Source organism: Acidobacteriota bacterium, assembly GCA_026707545.1.
In the GTDB taxonomy this organism is placed as follows: Bacteria; Acidobacteriota; Thermoanaerobaculia; order Multivoradales; family Multivoraceae; genus Multivorans.
The window spans coordinates 116,530-138,225 of sequence record JAPOWR010000001.1 but is presented as its reverse complement, the minus strand read 5'-3'; the positions used below and the strand labels follow the sequence as shown (position 1 = coordinate 138,225).

19 protein-coding genes are annotated in these 21,696 nt (G+C 68.4%); 10 read left to right on the top strand and 9 right to left on the bottom strand.

Annotated features, from left to right (window positions below; all coding sequences use genetic code 11):
• Positions 1–15: 15 nt before the first annotated feature.
• From OXG83_00500 to OXG83_00475, 6 genes are all read right to left on the bottom strand, one after another.
• Complete coding sequence (locus tag OXG83_00500) at positions 16–792, bottom strand: TatD family hydrolase (protein MCY3963485.1); 777 nt, start codon at positions 790–792, stop codon at positions 16–18.
• Positions 792–1,712 carry a formamidopyrimidine-DNA glycosylase gene (locus OXG83_00495; GenBank protein ID MCY3963484.1) on the bottom strand — a complete coding sequence of 307 codons (921 nt, stop codon included), beginning with the start codon at positions 1,710–1,712 and terminating at the stop codon, positions 792–794. Before OXG83_00495 ends, OXG83_00500 begins: the two co-directional genes overlap by 1 nt.
• Positions 1,713–1,744: 32 nt before the next feature.
• Complete coding sequence (locus tag OXG83_00490) at positions 1,745–2,548, bottom strand: PH domain-containing protein (GenBank protein ID MCY3963483.1); 804 nt, start codon at positions 2,546–2,548, stop codon at positions 1,745–1,747.
• Entirely contained in the window at positions 2,548–3,129 is a 582-nt protein-coding gene (locus tag OXG83_00485) for a PH domain-containing protein (GenBank protein MCY3963482.1), read from the bottom strand. Before OXG83_00485 ends, OXG83_00490 begins: the two co-directional genes overlap by 1 nt.
• Entirely contained in the window at positions 3,126–4,316 is a 1,191-nt protein-coding gene (rocD, locus tag OXG83_00480; protein ID MCY3963481.1) for an ornithine--oxo-acid transaminase, read from the bottom strand. The genes OXG83_00485 and rocD overlap by 4 nt, the downstream gene beginning before the upstream one ends.
• Positions 4,317–4,439: 123 nt before the next feature.
• A complete protein-coding gene (locus OXG83_00475; GenBank protein MCY3963480.1) occupies positions 4,440–6,323 on the bottom strand; it encodes a hypothetical protein in 1,884 nt (627 codons plus the stop codon).
• Positions 6,324–6,550: 227 nt separating this feature from the next.
• Between OXG83_00475 and OXG83_00470 the strand changes: the two genes are divergently transcribed.
• Complete coding sequence (locus OXG83_00470; GenBank protein MCY3963479.1) at positions 6,551–7,978, top strand: FAD-dependent oxidoreductase; 1,428 nt, start codon at positions 6,551–6,553, stop codon at positions 7,976–7,978.
• Here OXG83_00470 and pruA read toward each other — a convergent pair.
• A complete protein-coding gene (gene pruA, locus OXG83_00465; protein MCY3963478.1) occupies positions 7,975–9,600 on the bottom strand; it encodes an L-glutamate gamma-semialdehyde dehydrogenase in 1,626 nt (541 codons plus the stop codon). The genes OXG83_00470 and pruA overlap by 4 nt on opposite strands.
• A 122-nt stretch (positions 9,601–9,722) precedes the next feature.
• Positions 9,723–10,103 (bottom strand): DUF423 domain-containing protein, encoded by a 381-nt coding sequence (locus OXG83_00460; GenBank protein MCY3963477.1) that lies wholly within the window; start codon positions 10,101–10,103, stop codon positions 9,723–9,725.
• 58 nt (positions 10,104–10,161) lie between these two features.
• Here OXG83_00460 and OXG83_00455 point away from each other — a divergent pair, with 58 nt between their 5' ends.
• On the top strand, positions 10,162–11,304 hold the full coding sequence (locus OXG83_00455; protein ID MCY3963476.1) for a mechanosensitive ion channel family protein: 1,143 nt from the start codon (positions 10,162–10,164) through the stop codon (positions 11,302–11,304).
• On the opposite strand, the gene OXG83_00450 is transcribed toward OXG83_00455, so the two are convergent.
• Positions 11,281–12,513 (bottom strand): DEAD/DEAH box helicase, encoded by a 1,233-nt coding sequence (locus OXG83_00450; GenBank protein ID MCY3963475.1) that lies wholly within the window; start codon positions 12,511–12,513, stop codon positions 11,281–11,283. The genes OXG83_00455 and OXG83_00450 overlap by 24 nt on opposite strands.
• 499 nt (positions 12,514–13,012) lie before the next feature.
• On the opposite strand from OXG83_00450, the gene OXG83_00445 reads away from it, so the two are divergent.
• The 8 genes from OXG83_00445 to OXG83_00410 all read left to right on the top strand — a co-directional run bounded on the left by OXG83_00445 (position 13,013) and on the right by OXG83_00410 (position 21,537).
• Positions 13,013–14,029 carry an alcohol dehydrogenase catalytic domain-containing protein gene (locus tag OXG83_00445; protein ID MCY3963474.1) on the top strand — a complete coding sequence of 339 codons (1,017 nt, stop codon included), beginning with the start codon at positions 13,013–13,015 and terminating at the stop codon, positions 14,027–14,029.
• Between the two features lie 4 nt (positions 14,030–14,033).
• Complete coding sequence (locus tag OXG83_00440; GenBank protein MCY3963473.1) at positions 14,034–15,080, top strand: alcohol dehydrogenase catalytic domain-containing protein; 1,047 nt, start codon at positions 14,034–14,036, stop codon at positions 15,078–15,080.
• A gap of 79 nt (positions 15,081–15,159) precedes the next feature.
• Positions 15,160–16,353, top strand: coding sequence for a bifunctional chorismate mutase/prephenate dehydratase (locus tag OXG83_00435; protein MCY3963472.1), 1,194 nt, complete (start codon positions 15,160–15,162; stop codon positions 16,351–16,353).
• 7 nt (positions 16,354–16,360) lie between these two features.
• Positions 16,361–17,569: an L-2-hydroxyglutarate oxidase gene (lhgO, locus tag OXG83_00430; GenBank protein ID MCY3963471.1), complete on the top strand. Its 1,209-nt coding sequence runs from the start codon at positions 16,361–16,363 to the stop codon at positions 17,567–17,569.
• Entirely contained in the window at positions 17,566–18,243 is a 678-nt protein-coding gene (locus tag OXG83_00425) for an alpha/beta hydrolase (GenBank protein MCY3963470.1), read from the top strand. Before lhgO ends, OXG83_00425 begins: the two co-directional genes overlap by 4 nt.
• A gap of 58 nt (positions 18,244–18,301) precedes the next feature.
• Positions 18,302–20,476, top strand: coding sequence for a prolyl oligopeptidase family serine peptidase (locus OXG83_00420; protein ID MCY3963469.1), 2,175 nt, complete (start codon positions 18,302–18,304; stop codon positions 20,474–20,476).
• 15 nt (positions 20,477–20,491) lie between these two features.
• A complete protein-coding gene (locus OXG83_00415) occupies positions 20,492–20,908 on the top strand; it encodes a thioesterase family protein (protein ID MCY3963468.1) in 417 nt (138 codons plus the stop codon).
• Complete coding sequence (locus OXG83_00410) at positions 20,905–21,537, top strand: DNA-3-methyladenine glycosylase (GenBank protein MCY3963467.1); 633 nt, start codon at positions 20,905–20,907, stop codon at positions 21,535–21,537. The genes OXG83_00415 and OXG83_00410 overlap by 4 nt, the downstream gene beginning before the upstream one ends.
• Positions 21,538–21,696: the final 159 nt, after the last annotated feature.

Genomic DNA, 21,696 nt, shown 5'->3' with positions numbered 1-21,696 from the left:
GCCTCCTAGGTTCCTCTACGGGCGGTAGAGCCGTCGTGTGTTCTCCCTGACCGCGGCCGCCACCGCTTCTTCCTCAAGGCCCTTGAGCTCCGCGATCGCCTTGAGAGAGACCACGACGTTCGCCGGTTCGTTGCGCTGGTCGCGCACCGGCCCGAGCACCGGGCTGTCCGTCTCGAGCAGCAGACACGAGAGCGGCAAACGCCGCACGAGTTTCTGTTTCTGCGGCGAACGGACGACGGATGGCGGCACGGAAAAGAAGTAGCCCGCCTCGACCGCCGGTTCGGCCCGGGCCGCCCGGCCGTCGAAGGCGTGGAGTTGCACGCGCTTCGCGCCCCGCTTCCGCAGGAGGTCGATCGCGTAGTGGCCGGCGGAGCGCGAGTGGACGTTGAGCGGCAGATCGAGTTCGACGGAGAGGTCGATGAACGACGCGAAGATCTCGCGCTGCACCGCGAGGTCGCGCTCGTCGCGCACCTTCCAGCGGTCCAGGCCGACCTCGCCTATTCCGGCCAGACGAGGACGCTCCAGGCGAATCAGTCCGGCGACCTGTTCCGCTTCCGCCTGGTCGAGATGGGCCGGATAGAGGCCGGCCGTCGGCCGCACGATGCCGGGATACGCCTCCGCCAGTTCGAGATTCCGCTCCGCGTCCGCGCGCGTCTCGCCGACGGCGACCACAGCCCCGACGCCTGCGTCGCGGGCTCGCGACAGCACGTCGCCCAGGTCGCCCGCGAACGAGCCGTCGCACAGGTGGGCGTGACAGTCGGTCAGACCCGACATCTCGGGCGCTACGCCCATCAGCCGGCCGGCTCCCCGGCGCTCCCGCCCAGGCGCTCCTCCAGTTCCCCGACTGTCTTCGGCCAGTCCTTCTTCAGCAGGCGCGAGAGCGCCCGGTCGGCGAGCAGCCGGCCGCCGGTCTGGCAGCGCGCGCAGTAGTTGCACTCGTTCTCGGCGTAGACGATGCGCTGGACCGGCGCATCGCAACGCGGGCATGGTTCGCGGTAGCGGCCATGGACAGCCATCTCCGGGTGGAAGGCGGTGACCTTGGCGGGAAACCGCCCCCCGGCCTGGGCCCTGAGGCGATCCATCCACTCCGTCAGCACGTCGACGGCGGACCGATGCAGCCGGTCGACCTGCTCGTCGTTGAGCCGCGTGGTCCAACGCATCGGCGACAGGCGCGCGCGATGCAGGATCTCGTCCGAGTACGCGTTGCCGATACCGCTGAACAACCTTGGGTCGATGAGCGCCCGCTTCAGTGTGTGGTTCTCGGCCTTGAGCCGCTCCCTGAACGCCTCCGGACCGGCGCGCAACACTTCCAGCCCGCCGCGGTCCAGGGCAGCCAGGCCGTCTTCACCCGCGACCAGGTGCAGCGCGGCCCTGCGCTTGCTCCCCGCCTCGGTGAGCAGCAGTGTGCCGTAGCCGAAGTCGAACGCGGCCAGTCCCACGCGGCCCGGCACCTTCGCCGACGGTCCTGCCCAGCGGAACCGGCCGGCGATCATCAGGTGGACGGCGAGGAACAGCTCCCCCTCCAGCGCGAAGACGACGCGCTTGCCGACCCGACGGACGGAGACGACCGTCCGCCCCTCCGCATCGGAAAGCGGCGGGCGTACGGAACGGAGCAGGAACGGACTCCGCAGACGGACACGGACGAGTTCGCGGCCCGCGACCCGTTGCTCGATCGCTTCGCAGTAGACCTCGACGTCGGGAAGCTCGGGCATTCGAGGTTACGAGCCGGCAGGAGTCAGGCGGATCACGATGCTTCCGCGGACCCGGCCACCGTTCGTCGCAGAGCCCGGCACTCGGTGAGCAGGTCGCTGGCAGCCGCGAGAACCGGAGCACTCTCCGCTTCGCCCGGGGCGGTGGCCTCCGTTGGGGTCGCCGGTACGGCGAGAGCGGCCGGCTGGTCGTCAGGATCGCCGAGACCGGCGTCCCGGCTCTGCCGGAGCGACGACAGCAGCAGGTTGCGCAGCTCCTCCGCGTTGTCGAGGCCCTGCAACAGGCCCCGGCTCAGACTGTCCTCGTCGTCATCGTCCGAACCGCCGCCGCTGGCGGTACGGATCTCCAGGTCGGCGATGCCGAACAGACGCTGTAGGGGACCGCGCTTCACCGCCATGTTCTGGATGTTCACAACCGTCATCGTCTGTTCCCTGACGCTGTAGACGCCGTGGCGGATGCGAAGAGCCCGGTCGCTGACCATGTACCAGCGCATCTCGTAGCCCAGACGGAGAACCAGGTACGAGAACGGCACCTGAACGACGAACAGGACGATCAGGAACGGCCCCGCCGCGGCGGTGAATCGCGACCAGGGCCCGAACTCGATGAAGTCGAAGCCGATCGTCGACGCCACCAGGCCGAACAGGGCGCCCGCCTGCCCCAGGCCCCACTTGAGCAGGCTGTAACGGAAGAACCGCGGCGAGGCGCGAAAGGTGCGCAGCGACTCCGGTGATCCTGGCGGCGGTTCCGGCCGCTCCTCGACGCGGAACAGCGCCAGCAGCCGACGCTTCAGGCCCGGCGGCATCCCGCCGCCTGGCGCGCCTTCGGCGCGGGCGGGCATCATCGCCTCCGCTCCAGCTCGCTCCGTACCGCCGCCACCTCGCGCGCGATCTCACGCAGAGTCGAGGCCAGGGCGGCGGCATCGCCCTCGGCAACCGCGCCCGACGTCGCTCCGGCGACAGCAGTGGCAGGTGCTCCGGCACGCGCGCCGCGCATCCGGCTGTACATGAAGTTGCGAACCGCCGAGAGTTCCAGCAGGCCTTCGACCTTCATCTCGGCTTTCGCCGAGCCGCTCGCCGTCTGAACCAGGAGACGCGAGAGTCCGAGCCACCGCTCGACCGCGTTGCTCTGCACGTGGATGTCCTGGATGCGGCTGTAGGTGAGGCTGATCTCGCGCTTGAACACCGCGCCCCAACTCATCGTCACGCCTTCGTCGTCGAAACGGTAGGACAGCGTGCGATAGCGCAGGAACAGGATGGTGAAGACGACGGGGAACGCCGGCCCGGTGATCAGCGAGAAAAGAACGTAGTAGCGAAGCAACTTGGGATGGGGGCGGCGGAGCGCCCGCACCCGGTCGTCGGCATCGTTCCCCGGCCGCGGCGACGCCGGGACCGGCGTGGCGCTCGCGGCGTCGGCCGTCATACCGCCAGCACCTCCTCGATCCGGTCCAGCGCCCAGTTCAGCTCCTCCTCCCCGATGACCAGCGGCGGTGCGAATCGGATGACGTGATCATGGGTTTCCTTGCACAGCAGGCCCAGTTCGGCCAGTTTCTCGCAATACGGACGGGCCCCGCCGGCGGATTCATGGAGTTCGACTCCGATCCACAGTCCACGGCCACGGACCTCACGCACCAGCGGTGAGCGGACGCTCCGCAACCGGCCCAGGGCGTGCTCGCCGAGCCGGGCCGACTTCTCGACCAGCCGCTCCTCCTGCAGCACCGCGAGCGCCGCGCGCGCCACCGCCGCCCCTACCGGGTTGCCGCCGTAGGTGGAGCCGTGGTCGCCCGGCTGGAACACGTCCAGGATCTCCGCGTCGGCCACCACCACCGACACGGGATACAGACCGCCGGAGAGCGCCTTCCCGAGCAGCATGACGTCCGGCCGGATCCCGTCGTGCTCGTGTGCGAACATCCGTCCCGTACGCCCCAGGCCGGACTGAATCTCATCGACGACCAGAAGCGCGTTCCGTTCGCTGCAGACCTCGCGCAGTTCGGTCAGGAAGCCGTCCGGTGGAACGACGATTCCGCCCTCGCCCTGGATCGGCTCGACGAGCACCGCCGCCGTGTTCGGGCCGACCGCCGACCTCGCCGCCGACGCATCGCCGAACGGCAACAGCTCGAAGCCGGGCGCGAAGGGGCCGAAACCGTCCCGGTACTGCGGTTCGCTCGAGAATCCCACAATCGTCGTCGTGCGGCCATGGAAGTTATTGGCGAACGCCAGGATCTCCGCCTCCCCCGGCGGCACACCCTTGCGCGTGTAGGCCCACTTCCTGGCCAGCTTGATCGCGGTCTCGACCGCTTCGGCGCCGGTGTTCATCGGCAGCGCGCGCTCGAAGCCGGTCAGCTCGCAGACGTCGCGGAAGAACGCCCCGAGCTCGGCGTTGCGGAACGCCCGCGAAGTGACCGTCACCTTCCGGCTCTGCCGGATCAGCGCCTCAACGATCCGCGGATGGCAATGGCCCTGGTTGACCGCGGAATAGGCGGCGAGGCAGTCGAGGTAGCGACGACCAGACGTATCCCAGACCCACACGCCTTCGGCGCGCTCGATCACGATGTCGAGAGGCGCGTAGTTCCGCGCGCCGTATCGTTCTTCCAGTTCCGTCGGCTTCACGACAGGTTCCCTGCTCGAACCCTGGTGGCGCGTCCCGCGCTACCAGCGTCACAGTCCGAGCGCCCGTCTTCGGGCGCTCGGATGTAATGTAGCGCGACTTCTGCCGCGGACTACTCGAAACCGTCAGAACTCGAACGAGACTCCGGCCTTCACGTACACCGGCGTCTTGCGCAACTCGAAGCCGGGCGCGAGAACCCCGTCCTCGCCGCGGATCTCCGTACTCTTGGCCTTCATCGACGAGTCGAACCAGAAGGCGCCGAGATACAGACCAACCGGGCAATCCGCCTTGAACGGGATCTTCAGACCCACGTTGGCGCCGAGCACCGTCTCGCCGGGCCACTCGGGCTTGTACACGGCGTCCACCGAGGCGCCGTCCAGCCCGTCCGCCACCAGAGACGGAGAGCTGTAGTCGAGCTGGGCGACCACGGGACCGATCCACCAGTCCACGCGGCTGCCGGGTCGGGTCAGATGCACATTCAACCCAACGAAGAACTTCTTCATCTCCACATCGGCGCTGCTGTAGCCGGTCCGGCCGCCCGGGTGCAGCCACCAATCGACCTCGCAGTTGATCGTGTTCGCCCCGAACGTGATCCCCAAGGGGTAGCTAAGGCGGTACTCGGCGGTTACGCCGATGCCGACGCCGTCCACGCAGGCCTTGAGCCTGTCCCGCGAATCCGGACCGAGCACCGAGATGTGCACGTCGTCTCCGCTCAACGAGTTGAGCGTCGGCACCAGGGTCCACCGCCGATCGACCTTGATCGTGGCGGAGGCCTCGTTGCTGCCTCCAGCGTTCTCCACCGTTGCCGTGTGGGTGTACTCGCCGTCGTTCCCGTGAAGGACCTCACGCTGGTAGGGCTCGCCGAGCGGCTGACCGTCCAGAGCGACCGTCATGGGAGCGCCGTTGCCATTCTCCGGTACGACCGTCACGACCGCCGTCTGGCCGGCCAGGACCCGGTCCGGCTCGATCGACATCGTGACCGTGGGCGCGACCTTCATCCCGGTCGAACACTGGGCGCTCTGACCGGTGCTCGTCTCGACGGTCACCGCGTGAGTAAAGGCGTCGGCTCCGTCGTGGGTCATCTCCCGCGTGTACGGAGACGCGAGCGGGCGCCCGTCGAGCAGTACCTGTGACACCTCCGCGCCGTGGCCGGCCTTCGGCGTGACGGTCAACGTGGACGACTCGCCTAGATCGACCTCGGCCGGCGAAGCGGTCACGCTGCAGCTCGGGCAGCCGACGGCGATCGTGCGGCTGACCGAGTCCTCGAGCCGGTCGCCACGGGACGACATCGCGGAGCAGGTCGCGGTGACCGTGTAGTCGCCCTCGGCGGTAAACGGGAACGACGCGCCACCGGAAGCCGCCGAACGTTCGCCGCCGTCCGGCATCCGCACCATCACGGCACCCTCGCCGTCGACACAGGAACTCTGGAAGTCGAACGTCTGGTCGCTGCAGGAAAGGCCCCCGATGTCGAGATCGAGCGTCACCTTGGGCAACGGCTGCTCCGCCAGGAGAGCCAGGTTGCCGCACGACTCGGGCACGATCATCGAGTACCAGCGCCCGCTGGAGTTGAAACGGATCTCCCAGGACGTAAACGCCTCGTCTCCGGCCCAGCAGAGGTTCGTGCCGACCGTCGGCGTCTGGCCGCGCTCGCGGAAGAACATCCACTGAACCCGCTGTCCGGGATCGAAGGTCGTGGAGGTGACGCCACGCCACGCTGCGACGGCCGCGAACAGATCGTCCGCGTTGCCCGCCCAGTTCGCCTGTCCGAGAAGAGCCACGATCTCGTCCCGGTGATCCACGAACAGGGCCTGCAGACCCTCCTGGTCCGTGACCGGTGGGGCGAACCGGTTCGCTCCCCCGAGGCGGGTGATCTCGGACGCACCCTCACACTGCTGCGCAGCGGCCGGCAGGGCGCCCAGCATCAGGCCTCCAAGCAGGAGTACAACGAGGGCCGCCCGCAACGAGCTTTGGGTGGCGGCGTGTTCAGCGAGCCAACGGGACTGGGACATGAGTCATCTCCTTGAGTTCTCCCAGCCGCGGTCCGCATGACCGGGCGGGCCGGAGCGGCGTATGTCCAATCATGTCAAACACTTAACGGTGTTGACAAATGCCGGCGACCGGCCGTGGCGCATCCCTGAACGGCGCCAGCAGGTACGGCGTTATGATACCCGACCGATCGGCCATCCCCAACAGGAAGACGAGAGCCGCGACCGCGGCGCGAGAAGGCGAGGAACGAGTGCAGGAGACCCTCGAAGACCGGCCCCTCGGGAGCAATGAACGACCGCTCCGCGTCGCCGTGATCGGCTCCGGTCCGAGCGGCTTCTACGCGATCGCCGCGCTGTTCAAGGCGGACGGCATCGAGGCCGATGTCGACCTGTTCGACCGTCTGCCCACTCCGTTCGGTCTGGTGCGCGGCGGCGTCGCTCCCGATCACCAGAAGATCAAGAACGTCATCAGGGTCTACAACCGCACCGCGCAGCATGAGCGTTTCCGCTTCTTCGGCAACGTCGAACTCGGCCGCGATATCTCGGTCGACGACCTCCGCCGGCACTACGACCACATCGTCTACGCCACCGGCAACGAATCCGACCGCAAGATGGGGATTCCGGGCGAAGACTTGCCCGGCGTTCACTCGGCAACCGAGTTCGTCGGCTGGTACAACGGCCATCCCGACTTCCAGGATCGCAGCTTCGACCTGGCCTCGGCCCGGCGCGTCGCGGTCGTCGGCAACGGCAACGTGGCGATGGACGTGACCCGCGTCCTGGTGCGGGACACGGACGAACTCGCTCCGACCGACATCACGGCTGAATCCCTCGAGGTACTCCGCAAGAGTGCGGTCCATGAGGTGGTTCTGCTCGGCCGGCGCGGACCCGCACAGGCAGCGTTCTCGCCTCAGGAGATCAAGGAGATCGGCTCGCTCGAAGGCGCCAGCCTGCTGGTCTCACAAGAAGAGATGGACCTCGACGAGATCAGCAGCGCCTGGCTGGAGAAGGGAGCGGCACGCAGCGCCCAAAGAAACGTCGACTACCTGACCGAAGTGGCCGGCGCCCAAGCGGGAGCCGACGAGCGCCTCGTCACCTGCAGGTTCCTCGTCTCACCGATCGAACTCGTGGCCGGGGACGACGGCCGGGTCGCCCAGGTCGTGATCGAGAAGAACGAGCTCTACTCCTCCGACGACGGCACCCCGCGACCCCGGGGCACTGGCGTAACCGAGACCTTCGACGTCGAGCTGGTGTTCAAGGCCGTCGGCTACCGCGGCGTCCCACTGCCCGGCGTCCCGTTCCATGAGCGCTGGGGCATCCTGCCCAACGACGAAGGCCGGCTGCAGACCGAGCCGGACGGCGAAGTCGTGCCGGGCCAGTACGTCGTCGGCTGGGCCAAACGCGGTCCGACCGGCTTGATCGGCACGAACAGTCCCGACTCCACGGCCACGGTCAAGAAGATGATCGAGGACATCGACGGCGTGACGGCCCCAGCCGACCCCGCCAAGGCACCTGAGAGGATCGTCGAGCTGCTCCGTGCCCGCGGCGTCGACTTTGTGACCTTCGACGACTGGAACCGCCTCGACGAGGACGAAGTCCGCCTCGGCGAGGCCCGGAACAAGGTCCGCGAGAAGTACACCGACGTCGACTCGATGATGGCGGCGGTGAACCGGCTGCGTTAGCCCATGTGGGGGTAGCGGTAGTCCGTCGGCGGCGCGAAGTTCTCCTTCACCGCGCGCTGGGACGTCCACCGCATCAGGTTCGCCAGCGATCCGGCCTTGTCGTTCGTACCCGACGCACGCGCACCGCCAAAGGGTTGCTGACCGACGACCGCGCCGGTCGGCTTGTCGTTGATGTAGAAGTTGCCGGCGGCGTGTCGAAGCGCGGCGCCGACACGGGCGACCGCCGCGCGGTCGTTGGCGAACACGGCGCCGGTGAGCGCGTACGGACTCGTCGTATCGCAGAGTTCGAGTGCGTCGTCGAGCGCGGCGTCCTCGTACACGAACAAAGTCAGCACCGGTCCGAAGATCTCCTCGCTCATCAGGCGGGACCGCGGATCCTCGCTCCGGACGACGGTGGGCTCGACGAAGTAGCCGGCCGCATCGTCCCGGCCGCCGCCTGACACGACCTCGTACGGAGCTCCGTTCTCCGCATCGGCGAGGTAGCCGGAGATGTTGTTGAAGGACGACTGGTCGATGACCGCGGCCATGAAGTTCGAGAAGTCGACCGGCGAGCCCATCGACACGGTCGCCAGTTCGTCGGCCAAGCGCTCCCGCACCTCGCCCCAGAGCGATGCCGGAACGTATGCCCGCGAGGCCGCGGAGCACTTCTGGCCCTGGTACTCGAAGGCGCCGCGGATCAGCGCCGTGCTCAGGGCGGCCGCGTCCGCGGACGGGTGCGCGAAGACGAAGTCCTTGCCGCCGGTCTCGCCGACGATCCGCGGGTACGTGTCGTAGTTCTCGATCTGGTCGCCGATCGTCCGCCACATGCGCTGGAACACGGGCGTCGAACCAGTGAAGTGAATTCCCGCCAGGTGACGGCTGGCCAGGACCGGATCGCCAACCGTGGCACCGGGACCGGGCACGAAGTTGATCACGCCCGGCGGCAGCCCGGCCTCCTCGAGCAGCTTCATCACGTAGTAGCCCGAGAGCAGGGCCGTGGACGCCGGCTTCCACAGCACCGTGTTGCCCATGATCGCCGCCGAGGTCGGCAGGTTGCCGGCGATCGCGGTGAAGTTGAACGGCGTGACCGCGAACACGAAACCCTCGAGGGCCCGGTACTCGACGTAGTTCCAGATACCGGGCGACGATACAGGCTGCTGGCCGTAAAGCTCCTCGGCGAACGCGACGTTGAAGCGCAGGAAGTCGATCAACTCGCAGGCGGAGTCGATCTCGGCCTGGTAGCAGGTCTTCGACTGGTTCAGCATGGTGGCGGCGTTCACCGTCGACCGCCATGAACCGGCCAACAGCTCGGCTGCGCGCAGGAAGACCGCCGCCCGCTCCTCGAACGGCATCGCGGACCAGGCCGGCCAGGCCTCCTGGGAGGCGGCCACGGCCGCTTCGACTTCCGCGGCACCGGCCTGATGGCAGGTGCCGAGGACGTGGCCATGATCGTGGGGGCAGACGACGTCCTGCGTGCGGCCGGTGCGGATCTCGCGGCCGCCGGCAAGGACCGGAATCTCGACCTGCTCGCCCAGCATCTGCTTCAGCCGCGTCTCCAGAGCGGAGCGCTCGGCGGAACCGGGCACGTAGTCGAGGACGGGTTCGTTGCGGGGTTCGGGTACGTTCAACCTGCCGTTCGGCATTTCTGTTCATCTCCTGGGGTGTGCGGGTTGCTTCGTCGCAGCCGCGACCGCAGCATAGACCGCGCAGCCGCTCCAGGGAATGCCGCGAACGACCTGCGCCGAACCGGCCTTCCCCTCGTCCTTCAGAAGCCCGCCGACGTCCCCGAGCGTTCCAGCATTCTCCAGGCGAAAACGAGAACGCCGACGATCAGGAGTGTGCCGCCGATCGGCGTGATGGCGCCCAGCCATCGCGGGCCTCCGACCGCGATCACCGCCACCGTCCCGGAGAAGATCAGGGAGCCGGCGAACAACAGCCAACCGGCTAGCCGCAGGTCGACGTTCGAGCCGCGGCCGGCCAATCCCAGCAAGGCCACCACCACGCCGCCGTACATGAGATAGCGGGCGGACGTCTCCCACAGCGCCAGGTGCTCGGCGTCGAGCGCGGACCGCAGGCCGTGCGCGCCGAAAGCGCCCGCGGCCACCGAGGCCGCGCACATCACCAGTCCCACAAACAGCCAGTTCACTACGATGGCCTCCTCCGGGCGTCGGCTATCGTAACAACCGGTACGCCCGCCATCGGGCGTGGGCACTGGACCCGTGGACGCGCAACTGACCGCACTGGAAGGACGGCTCGCCGAGCTGCTTCCGGTCTACGTGCACGAAACGTGGGGCGCCTGGCTCCAGTTGCTGGCGATCGCGTTCGCCTCCGCGCTAAGCGCCTGGGTGGTCTGGTGGATCCTCAAGTTCGGCGCGACGAAGCTCGTCGGGAAGACCAAGACCGAGGTCGACGACCGACTGCTCGAGGCGGCGCACTGGCCGCTCTGGGTTTCGGTCTTCCTGATCGGCCTGCGGATGGGCGTCGCTCGATTGCAGCTCGCCGACATCACCGAGCAGAGGATCGTCGACGCGCTGCAGACCGTGGCGCTGCTGTTCTGGGTCGTCGCGGCGCTGCGTGCCTCGGGAGTCCTGCTACGCGCCCTGGCGCGGCGCCGGAGCAGCGGCGCGCTCGTCTCCAAGCACACCGAGCCCCTGTTCGAGAACCTGGCCAAGGTCGCGATCGTGATCCTGGGTGCCTACCTGGTGATCAAGGCCTGGGGCGCCGACGTCTCGGGACTCCTCGCCGCCGGCGGCATCGCCGGCCTCGCGATCGGCTTCGCGGCCCGCGACACGCTGGCGAACCTCTTCGCCGGCATCTTCATCTTCGCGGACGGGCCTTACAAGATCGGCGACTTCATCACCCTCGACACCGGGGAACGCGGCATGGTCACCGAGATCGGCATCCGCAGCACCCGGCTGCTGACCCGCGACGACATCGAGGTGACGATCCCGAACGCGGTGATGGGGAACGCGAAGATCAACAACGAAAGCGGCGGGCCCCACGTCAAGTACCGGATCCGCGTCCGGGTCGGCGTGGCCTATACCAGCGACGTCGAGAAGGTCGAGGCCCTGCAGCTTCAGGTAGCCGACGACAACGTGAAGGTGTGCAAGGAGCCCACACCGCGCGTCCGGTTCCGCGGCTTCGGACCCTCCTCGATCGACTACGAGCTGCTGTGCTGGGTCGAGGAGCCGGTGCTTCGCGGCATCGTCACGCACGAGCTGGTGAAGGCGACGATCAAGGCGTTCGCAGAGGCGGGCATCGAGATCCCGTACAGCAAGCACGACATCTACATCAAGGAAGGGCGGCCCTCGCGGCAACCCCGGCTAACCGAGCCCGCTGCCGACTGACGAAGACCTCGACCGCGCTCGCCACGGCCGGTGCGGGAACCGGCGGCCAAGCCCACGCTGAATCTCACGCCACTTCCGCTGTTCGTCCGGGGTCACGAAGGTGACCGCCTCTCCGGAACGCCCCATGCGGCCAGTCCGCCCGACCCGGTGCGTGAAGAGTCGCTCCGAGTCCGGCAAGTCGTAGTTGATGACCTGGCCGATTCCGTTCACGTCCAACCCCCGGGCGGCCACATTCGTCGCCACGAGGATCGGCGCGGCGCCGGAACGGAAGCCCCTCATCACGCGCTCACGGGCGCCCTGGCTGAGGTTCCCCTGCAGCGCCCCGACCGGATAGCCCAGGGCAACGAGCTTCTTCGCCAGTTTTCTGACGCCGTGCTTCGTGCGGCCGAAGACGAGAATCGGGTCGCTGCCGCGGTCGTCCAGCAGCGTCTGGAGCGCTGCCATCTTGTCGTCCCTCTGGATCGAATAGACCAGATGCTCCACCGTTAGCTCCTGAAGGCGCGCGTCGACCTCGACCTTCACCGGGTTGCGCAGATACTGCTTCGCCGTGTTCGCCACCCAGTTCGGCATGGTGGCCGAGAACAGAGCCGTCTGCCGTGAAGCAGGCGTGTGGCTGAGGATCGCCTCGACATCGCGGGCAAAGCCCTGGTCCAGCATCTCGTCCGCCTCGTCCAGGACGAGGAATCGCACGGCGTCCAACTTCAGCGAGCCCTGCCGCAGGTGGTCCAGGGTGCGGCCGGGAGTGCCGACGACGACGTCGACTCCTCGCCGGAGCGCCGCCTGCTCGCGCCTGATCGGGCGTCCGCCGACGAGTTGCGTCACGGATACGCCCCGCGATGAGGCCAGACCGAAGATGACTCCGGCGACCTGGAGGGCAAGCTCCCGTGTCGGTACCAACACCAGGGCCTGAACCCGCCGGACCGACGGATCGCAGACTTCAGCGATGGGCACGGCAAAGGCCAGCGTCTTTCCGGACCCCGTCTGCGCCTGCCCGACGAGGTCCCGGCCCGCCAGCAGAGCGGGGATCGACTCTTCCTGAATCGGCGTCGGCTCGGAGATGGCCATTCGCGCGATCGCCGCCCTGGTCGCGCGCGTCAGCGCCATGCCGGCGAAGACGGCGCCGGAGCGAGCATCTCGTCCGCGATCGGCGGCGGGTTCTGCCGCGCGGCGGGCGCCGTTCACGGCCCGCTCGGTGGTAGCGGCGTTCACCGCGGTGCCGGCGCCGTCACGACGGCTGGTGAAACAGGAACGGCAGTACACCGGCCTACCGGGGGCGGGGCGAAATGGAACGGTTGTCGGGCTGTCGCATTCGGCGCAGACGGCATCGTGGCCGTGGCGCACCTTTCGGCCGGACGCATGTCGGCCAAACGGCTTCCCTCCTGACGGACGCCGGACGGACGAACGCCGGCGGGACGCGCGAGACTTCTTGGGCATAAGGAAACAGACTCCTCTGGTCGGGAGATAGTGGTAAGGCGATTGGGCGCGGGCGAGCAAGCAGGGGGCGGGACTCACGTCCACCGCTGCATCAACCCTGGCGCGGCAATCAAGCGCTCTTGGTCGTCGTGGCGACCAGGGGACTGCTAGCTGGACCCGGCGGAAGGCGCAACCTACACGACCGCGACTCCGGAGTCAAAGCCGCCATCCTCCATCTCACTAGAATGCCTCTCGGGAACGACATGCCGCGCTCGAACCTGATCAAGGCGAACAAGTGAAGGTCGCGCGCACCACCGACGGAGGCAGTCTGGAGCTCGCGGAGGTGCCGGAGCCGCCGATCAGGACCGGTGAGGCGCTGGTCGAGCTCATCTACTGCGGCCTCTGCGGGACCGATCTCTACAAGCTGGACGACGCTGGCCGGACGCCGGGAGAGGTGCTCGGACACGAAGTCGTAGGCAGAGTCGTCGAGAGTCGGTCCGCGTCTCTCCAGGCCGGCGACCGGGTCGTCGCCCCCCACCACGCACCGTGCGGCGACTGCCGCCTGTGCCGTTCGGGCGCCGAGACGATGTGCCCGCAGTTCGCGGAGAACCTGCTGGACCCGGGAGGGTTCAGCGAGCGCCTCCGGCTCAAGGCCCGGGCGGTTCAACGCACCGTGCGAAAGCTCGACGACGCACTCGCCGACGAGGCGGCCACGTTCGTCGAACCGGCCGCCTGCGTGCTGCGGGGAGTCGGTCGCGCCGGTCTCGTCGGAGAGACGCCCGCCATCGTCGTTATCGGCGCCGGCTCGATGGGTCTGCTCCACCTGCTGGTGCTGCGGGCGGTCCTTCCCGGCGGTCGGATCGTGATCGTCGAGCCGGACGCCGGCCGACGGGCCACCGCGCGGCAGCTCGGCGCCGACACCGCGGTGCCGCCCGACGCGATCGCCGACCTGGCGGACCCCGCGAAGCCTCAAGCCGGCGCCGACGCCGTCTTCGACACCGCCGGAGGCCAGGAGGCCTTCGACCTGGCGCTCGAAGTCACGCGACCGGGCGGCCGCGTCGTGCTCTTCGCGCACGCCGCCAGGAAGGCCCGCGTCACGCTCGACATCAACGCGGTCTTCAAGACCGAGCGCCATGTGATTGGCGCATACTCGGGCTCCCCCGCCGAACAGGCGCGCGTGCTCGATCTGCTCCACGAGGGCGCGCTCGACCCGACGCCGCTGGTCACCCACCGCATGCCCCTGGACCGCGCCACTGAAGCCGTCGACCTGTGCCGACGGCGAGAAGCGCTGAAAGTACTGTTACACCCCTGACGGCATGATCCCTGAGCATCAGACCCAGGCCTTTCTCACCGGCCCCGGGAGCGTCGAGCTGAGGCGACCACCGATGCCCGAACCCAGCGCCGGCGAGCTGCTGATCCGGGTCGACGCCGCGACCACCTGCGGCACGGATGTCAAGGTCTACCGCCGCGGCGGCCATCCGACCATGCTCGCCCTGCCATCGCCCTTCGGCCACGAGGTCACCGGCACCGTCGTCCGAGCCGCCGCCGGGACCTCGTACGCCGAGGGCGACGCCGTCGTTGTCGCCAACAGCGCCTCCTGCGGCGAGTGCCAGCCATGCCGGCACAAGCGCGAGAATCTCTGCCGCAACCTCGTCTACCTGAACGGCGCCTTCGCCGACTACCTGCTGATTCCCGAAGCCGTTGCGAACCGCAGCGTGTATCCGCGCCCCGACGGACTCGACCCTGTGGTCGCAGCCATGGCCGAGCCTCTGGCCTGCGCCGTCCACTGCCTCGAACGTTGCCTCGGGGCCTGGAGCGGTCCGCCCACCGAGGCGCGGACCCTGGTCATCGGCTGCGGACCGCTGGGACTCATGCTGATCGACCTGTTCCACAGCATGCGTACTCACGTCTGCGCCCTCGATCCACACAGCCACCGCCTCGAAGCGGCGGGCCCCTTCGGCGCCGCGGAGACGCGGCTCGGCCGCGCCGGCGACGGCAACGGCCCAGCGGCGGAAGATCCGTTCGACTTCGCGATCGACGCGACCGGTACGCCCGCCGGCTGGGATCACGCCGTGAAGTCGCTCGCTCCCGGTGGCGTCGCCGCCCTGTTCGGCGGCTGCCGTCCGGGAACAGACCTGGTGATCGACGCGGAGCGGGTCCACTACCAGGAACAGACACTGCTGGGCGTCTACCACCATCGGCCCTCGTCGTTCCGCGCGGCGCTCGACCGGCTGATCGGCGCGCCTGAGCGCTATGGCGCACTGGTGGAACGCGAGTTGCCCCTCGAGCGGTTGACGGAGGCGCTCGACCTGATGATCGGCCGGCACGCCCTGAAGGTCGCCATCCGGCCGCACTCCAACTGACTGTCAGGACAGGCCTTTACGCACTAGCGCCGTATACTGCGCCTCGCGGCCACCAGAGGCCGCGAAAGTCGAGTACCTCATGGCCACTGCCGAGAATGACCTGTTGCCCGATCTCGAGGCGGTGCGCCAGGAACTGGAGCACGTCGACGAAGAGCTGCTGAAGGGCTTCCGGCGCCGCGTCGAACTGTCGCGCGATGTCGCGGGCGCCAAGATCGCCGCCGCCTTTCCGTTCCGGGACCAGTTGCGCGAGGAGCAACTGCTGACCCGGGTGCGGACCATCGCCGCCGAACTCGAGCTCGACCCCCACCAGACCGAGCGCATCTTCCGGCTGCTGATCGAGATGTCGATCGCGGCGCAGCAGGGTTACATCCGCGATCTCGACCGGGCGCCGCTGCGGGTCGCCTACCAGGGCGTGGAGGGCTCGTTCAGCCACCTGACCGCCCAGCGGCAGTACGCCGGACGGCCCGGAGGCGTCGTGCTCCAGGGCTACGAGCTGTTTCGGAGCGCCGCGGAGGGCGTCCGGGACGGCCGCCACGACATCGCCCTGCTGCCCATCGAGAACAGCACCGCCGGCAGCATCAACGAGACCTACGACCTGCTGGCCGAAGGGGGCCTGGTGATCACCGCCGAAGTCATCAGCAAGGTGGCGCACTGCCTGCTCGCCTTGCCCGGCGCGAGGATCGAGGATCTCCGGCTCGTGCTCTCCCATCCCCAGGCGCTTCGCCAGTGCGACCAGTTCTTCCACGACCACGACTGGCTGCGGCCGCAGCCCGAGTTCGACACCGCCGGCGCGGCCGCGCGCGTCCGCGAAGGCAATGACCAGACGGTCGGCGCCATCGCCAGCGAACCCGCGGCGCGGGTCTTCGGCCTGGAGATCCTGGCCCAGGGCATCCAGAACCAGGCCGGGAACTTCACCCGCTTCGTGGAAGTGGCCGCGGAAGCGGCGCCCTGTCCGCCCGACGTGCCGTGCAAGACCTCGCTGCTTCTGGTCACCGGGCATCAACCGGGCGACCTGGGCGAGGTGTTGCGGAGCTTCTCGCGGCGCGGCATCAACCTGACCAAGATCGAGTCCAGACCGATCCCGGCAACGCCCTGGCGCTACTGCTTCTACCTGGACATCGAGGGGCACGCCGCTTCGGTGCCGGTGACCGAAGCGCTCCAGTCGATCGAAGCGAAGGCGAAGGAGCTCCGCATCCTAGGCACCTACCCGAGCGCGCTGCCGCCAGCACCCGCCGAGCGGCCAGCCGAGGACGCGGCGGCGGAAGGCGCCTGAGCCCGCCTTGCCCCAGCGCGCGGACGTCGTCTGCATCGGGGCCGGCATCATCGGTCTCGCCACGGCCCGGAGCCTCGCCCGCCGCTTCGGTCAGATCGACATCCACGTTGTCGAGGCTGAGCCCAGGCCCGCCGTCCACCAGACCGGCCACAACAGCGGCGTCATTCATTCCGGTCTCTACTACAAGCAGGGATCGCTCAAGGCGCGCAACTGTGTCGGCGGACGGAAGCGTCTGATCGACTACTGCGACCGGCACGGGATTCCCTACGAGATCTGCGGCAAACTCGTCATCGCGACCGACCCGGAGGAGATCCCCCGACTCAACGAACTGGAGCGTCGCGGCCGGGCGAACGGCCTTGCCGGCCTGGAGCGCCTCCCGCCCGAGCGGATCCCCGAGTTCGAGCCGTACGCGACCGGCGTCGACGCTCTCTGGGTTCCCGAGACCGGCATTGTCGATTTCAAGGCCGTGGCCCGCGCCTACGCCGAACAACTCGAGGCGGCCGGTGTTTCCCTCCACCTGCAGACCCGCGTCACCGGTCTCGCGCCACGCTCTGACGGCGTCGTCGTGGAAACAACCGCCGGCGAGTTCGAGGCCGGCCACGCGATCAACTGCGCCGGCCTTCAGTCCGATCGCGTGGCGCGCATGGCGGGCCTCGATCCGGACGTGCGGATCGTTCCCTTCCGCGGCGAGTACTTCGATATCGCTCCGGAGCGCCGTCACCTCCTGCGCGGACTGATCTACCCCGTCCCCGATCCCCGTTTCCCCTTTCTCGGAGTCCACCTGACCCGGCGCGTCGACGGCTCGGTCGAAGCCGGCCCGAACGCGGTCCTCGCGCTCAAGCGCGAGGGCTACGACCGCACCAGCTTCGATGCCCGCGACACCTGGAGCAGCCTGAGTTATCCCGGCTTCTGGAAGATGGCCCTCCGCTTCTGGAAGGTCGGCATCAGCGAGATGGCGCGCTCCGGCAGCCGCGCCCGCTTCGCCCGCGACCTGCGCCGCTTCGTCCCCGATCTTAGGGACTCCGACCTGATGCCCGGCGGCTCCGGCGTCCGTGCCCAGGCCCTGGACCGCAAGGGCAACCTGGTCGACGACTTCGCGATCGAAACGAGTCCGCGGATGCTCCACGTGCTGAACGCCCCGTCACCCGGCGCGACGGCGTCGCTGGCGATCGGCGACACCCTGGCCGACCGGGCGGCGGAGATGTTCGGGCTGTGACGCGGGCCAGCGAAACCAGCATCGCTGTCAGTGACGGCCAGCGGGTCAGCGCTCTCCTACTCGAACCCGAAGAGCCACGCTGCCTCCTCGTCTTCGCCCACGGTGCCGGCGCGGGCATGCGTCACGAGACGATGGAGACCTTCGTCCGCGGCGTGGCCGGGCTAGGAATCGCCACGCTCCGATTTCGGTTTCCCTACCGTGAAACGGGTCGCCGCCCCCCGAACCCGCGGCCTGTGTTGCAGCGAACCGTTCGGGCGGCGGTGGCCCAGGCCAGGACCGTGCGCCCCGAACTGCCGCTCCTCGCGGGCGGACGCTCGATGGGCGGGCGCATGGCCTCAGGCGCCGATGCGGCCGACGCCCTCGACGTCGCCGGCTTCGTGTTCCACGCCTTCCCCCTGCACCCGCCGGGCAAGCCCGGAACGTCACGCGCGGACCACCTGAGCCAGGTCGAGAAACCGATGCTCTTCCTGAACGGCACCAGGGATCGGCTCGCCGACCCCGAACTGCTGACCGGTGTCTGCGACCGTCTCGGCTCCCGCGCGACTCTCCACTTCGTCGAGGGCGGCGACCACAGCCTGCACGTGCTGAAGCGGTCAGGGCGCCGGCAGGAGGACGTCGACCGAGAAGTGGCGGACGCGGTCAGCGTCTGGTGCCGCGAGGCGCTGGGGCTCTGAACGTCGTGCTCGTCATGGGCGGCGCGGGCCAACGGCGCGCCTATAATCCCGCCCCATCATGAAACCGACTCTTTGCCGGCTTCTGCCGGCTCTTGTCCTGACCCTCTTGGCCTGTTCCACCGAACCCTCCGACTCCGGGACCGTCGAGTACCCGGAGACCCGGACGGTCGACCAGGTCGACGACTATTTCGGCGTCCAGGTCGCGGATCCGTACCGCTGGCTCGAGGACCTCGACGGCGAGGAGACGGCGGCCTGGGTGGCGGCGCAGAACGCCGTCGCCGGGCCCTTTCTGGCGACGCTCCCCGGCCGCGAAGCGATCGAGGAGCGGCTGAGCGAGATCTGGAACTACGAGCGCTGGAGCACGCCCGGCAAGTGGGGCAAGCGCTACTTCTACAACCGTAACGACGGACTCCAGGACCAGAGCGTGGTCTACGTGGCCGAGTCGATGGACCCGGAAGGCGACGAGCCGCCGGGCCGCGTGCTGCTCGACCCGAACACGTGGAGCCAGGACGGCACAGTGGCGCTGGCCGGGTTCGCGCCCAGCCGGGACGGCCGCTACGTCGCGTACGCGCAGTCGGACGGCGGCTCGGACTGGCGGAAATGGAAGGTCCGCGACGTCGAGAGCGGCGAAGACACGGGCGACCTGATCGACTTTACGAAGTTCACAGGGGTGTCGTGGATGCCGGACAACTCCGGGTTCTTCTACAGTCGTTATCCCCCACGCGAGGACGACCCGACGAGGGGTGACGGCGCCAAGGCGGTGTCGGCGTACTTCCACGCCCTGGGCACGGACCAGAGTGAGGACCGACTCGTCTTCAGCCAGCCCGAGCACCCCCGCCGCAACCCCTATGCCTCGGTCTCCGAGGACGGCAAGTACGTGCTGGTCAACCTGCAGGAGGGCTATCTCGAGAATGCCGTCCACTACCGAAAGATCGAGGAGCCGGATTCGGCCATCCGCCCCCTGCTCGACCAGTGGGACGCGCTCTACAGCTACCTCGTCAACATCGGGTCCGTGTTCCTGTTCGAGACGAACAAGGACGCGCCGCGCAACCGGATCGTCGCGGTGGACGTGAGCGACGACTCGGAAGAAGGGAACCCGACGCTCCACGAGGTCGTGCCGGAGGCCGAGGACACACTGTCCTACGCTTCGGCGGTCGGCGGCAAGTTGGTGCTCAACTACCTGCACGATGCCCGCACGGTAGTCCGCCTGGCTGAGCCGAACGGAACCCGTCCGGCGACCCCGGCCGGCGAGGTCGAGCTTCCGGGCATCGGTACTGCGGGCGGCTTCGGCGGCCGATGGGAGGATCCGGAGACCTACTACTCCTACTCCAGCTTCGGCACGCCGTCCCAAGTCTACCGGTACGACGTGGCCACCGGTGAAAGTACGTTGGTCCGCCGCCCCGCGATCGACGCGGAGCTCGACGGCTACGAGACCGAGCAGGTGTTCTACGAGAGCCTTGACGGAACGCGCATCCCGATGTTCATCACCCACCGCAAAGGGCTCGAAAAGAATGGCGACCATCCCACTCTCCTCTACGGCTATGGTGGCTTCAACCTCCCGCTGACGCCCGGTTTCTCCTCTTCGCGCCTCGCCTGGCTCGAAATGGGTGGCGTGCTGGCGATTCCCAATCTGCGCGGAGGCGGCGAGTACGGCCGTGAGTGGCACCTCGCAGGGACCAAGCTGAACAAGCAGAACGTCTTCGACGACTTCATCGCCGCTGCGGAATGGCTGATCGCCGAGGGCTACACAAGCTCCAGGCGGATCGCGATCCAGGGCGGCAGCAACGGCGGCCTCCTCGTCGGCGCCACCCTGAACCAGCGGCCCGACCTGTTCGCGGCGGCCCTGCCGGCGGTCGGCGTCCTCGACATGCTGCGCTACCACCTGCCGAGCGCCAACGCGCGCAACTGGTCAACGGACTACGGCCTCTCCGAGAACGAGGATGAATTCCGGGCCCAGTACGCCTACTCTCCACTCCACAACGTGCAGGAAGGCGCCTGCTACCCGCCGACCCTGATCACCACCGCCGATCACGACGACCGCGTCGTGCCCTGGCACAGCTTCAAGTACGCGGCGGAGATGCAACGAGGCCAGGGTTGCAACAACCCCGTCCTGATCCTGGTGGAGACCCGGGCCGGCCACGGGGCAGGCAAGCCGACATCGATGCAGATCGAGGATGTCGCCAACCAGTGGGCCTTCGCCGCCTGGGCGGTGGGTCTCGAACCTAGCTTCTAGATCGCCACGGGCTCGATGACCACGCCCTACCGCCACACGATCCGCGTCCGCTACGGTGAGGTCGACAAGCAGGGGGTCGTCTTCAACGCCCACTACATGGCCTACATGGACGACGCCATGGAGACCTGGCTGCTGCCGATCCGGGAGCTCCGCAACAGTCTCGGTTGGGACATGATGCTTCGCCGCACGACGATCGACTTCCTCGGCTCGGTCACCGACGGCGACCTGCTCGACATCGACCTCGCCATCAAGCACTGGGGACGGACTTCCTGGATCCTCGGTTACCGGGGCACTCACGAAGGACGACCCATCTTCACCGGCGAGGTCGTCTACGTCAGCGTGAAGGTGCCCGACTACACGAAGCAGGAAACCCCTCCGGAGATCCGGGCCTACATGGGGCCCGAGACGAACCTGGACGAGGTGCCGGTCTGAGCACGGGCTCTTCCCGCCTCTCGCTGCTCTCCCGCTCGTTCTACCGCCCCACCGCGCTCGACGTCGCGCCGCAGCTCCTGAACAAAGTCCTCGTCCGCGGCCGGCGCGCCGCGCGGATCGTCGAAGTCGAGGCCTACGAGGGCGCGAACGATCCCTCCAGCCACGGCTACCGGGGCCCTACGGACCGTACGCGAACGATGTTCGGGCCACCCGGGAAACTCTACGTCTACTTCACCTACGGCATGCACCACTGCGCCAACGTCGTCTGCGGCGAAGACGGCGCGTGCTCCGCCGTCCTGCTGCGCGCGGCCGCACCGCTCGCTGGCGTCGGCATCATGCGCCGGGCACGCAACGCGGCCAGCCGCCGGCGTTCCACACGGCCGTTCCTTGCCGTCGATCTCTGCTCAGGCCCCGCCCGCCTGTGTCAGGCCTTCGGCCTCGACCGACGCGACGATGGAAACGACCTGGTCGGCGCGTCCAATCATCCCCGCCAGCGTCTGCCGATCTACATCGCCGACGACGGTACGCCGCCCCCTGCGAACCCCGGACGTAGCGGCCGCATCGGCGTCACGCGAGCCCCGAAACGACTCTGGCGGTTCTACGTCGCCGGTGACCCGAACGTGTCCTGATCTGTCCCGGCCCCAAACCCGGGGCCAACCCTTCCTCCACTTCCTCGGTTGCGAATCCCCGCGACGAGGGCGGAGTGGGCTGATCCCGTTCCTGATTCATCGCGTTTCGTTCTGGCTTGATCGCCAGAAGATCGCTCGTGGGCGTCACACTATTGAGGG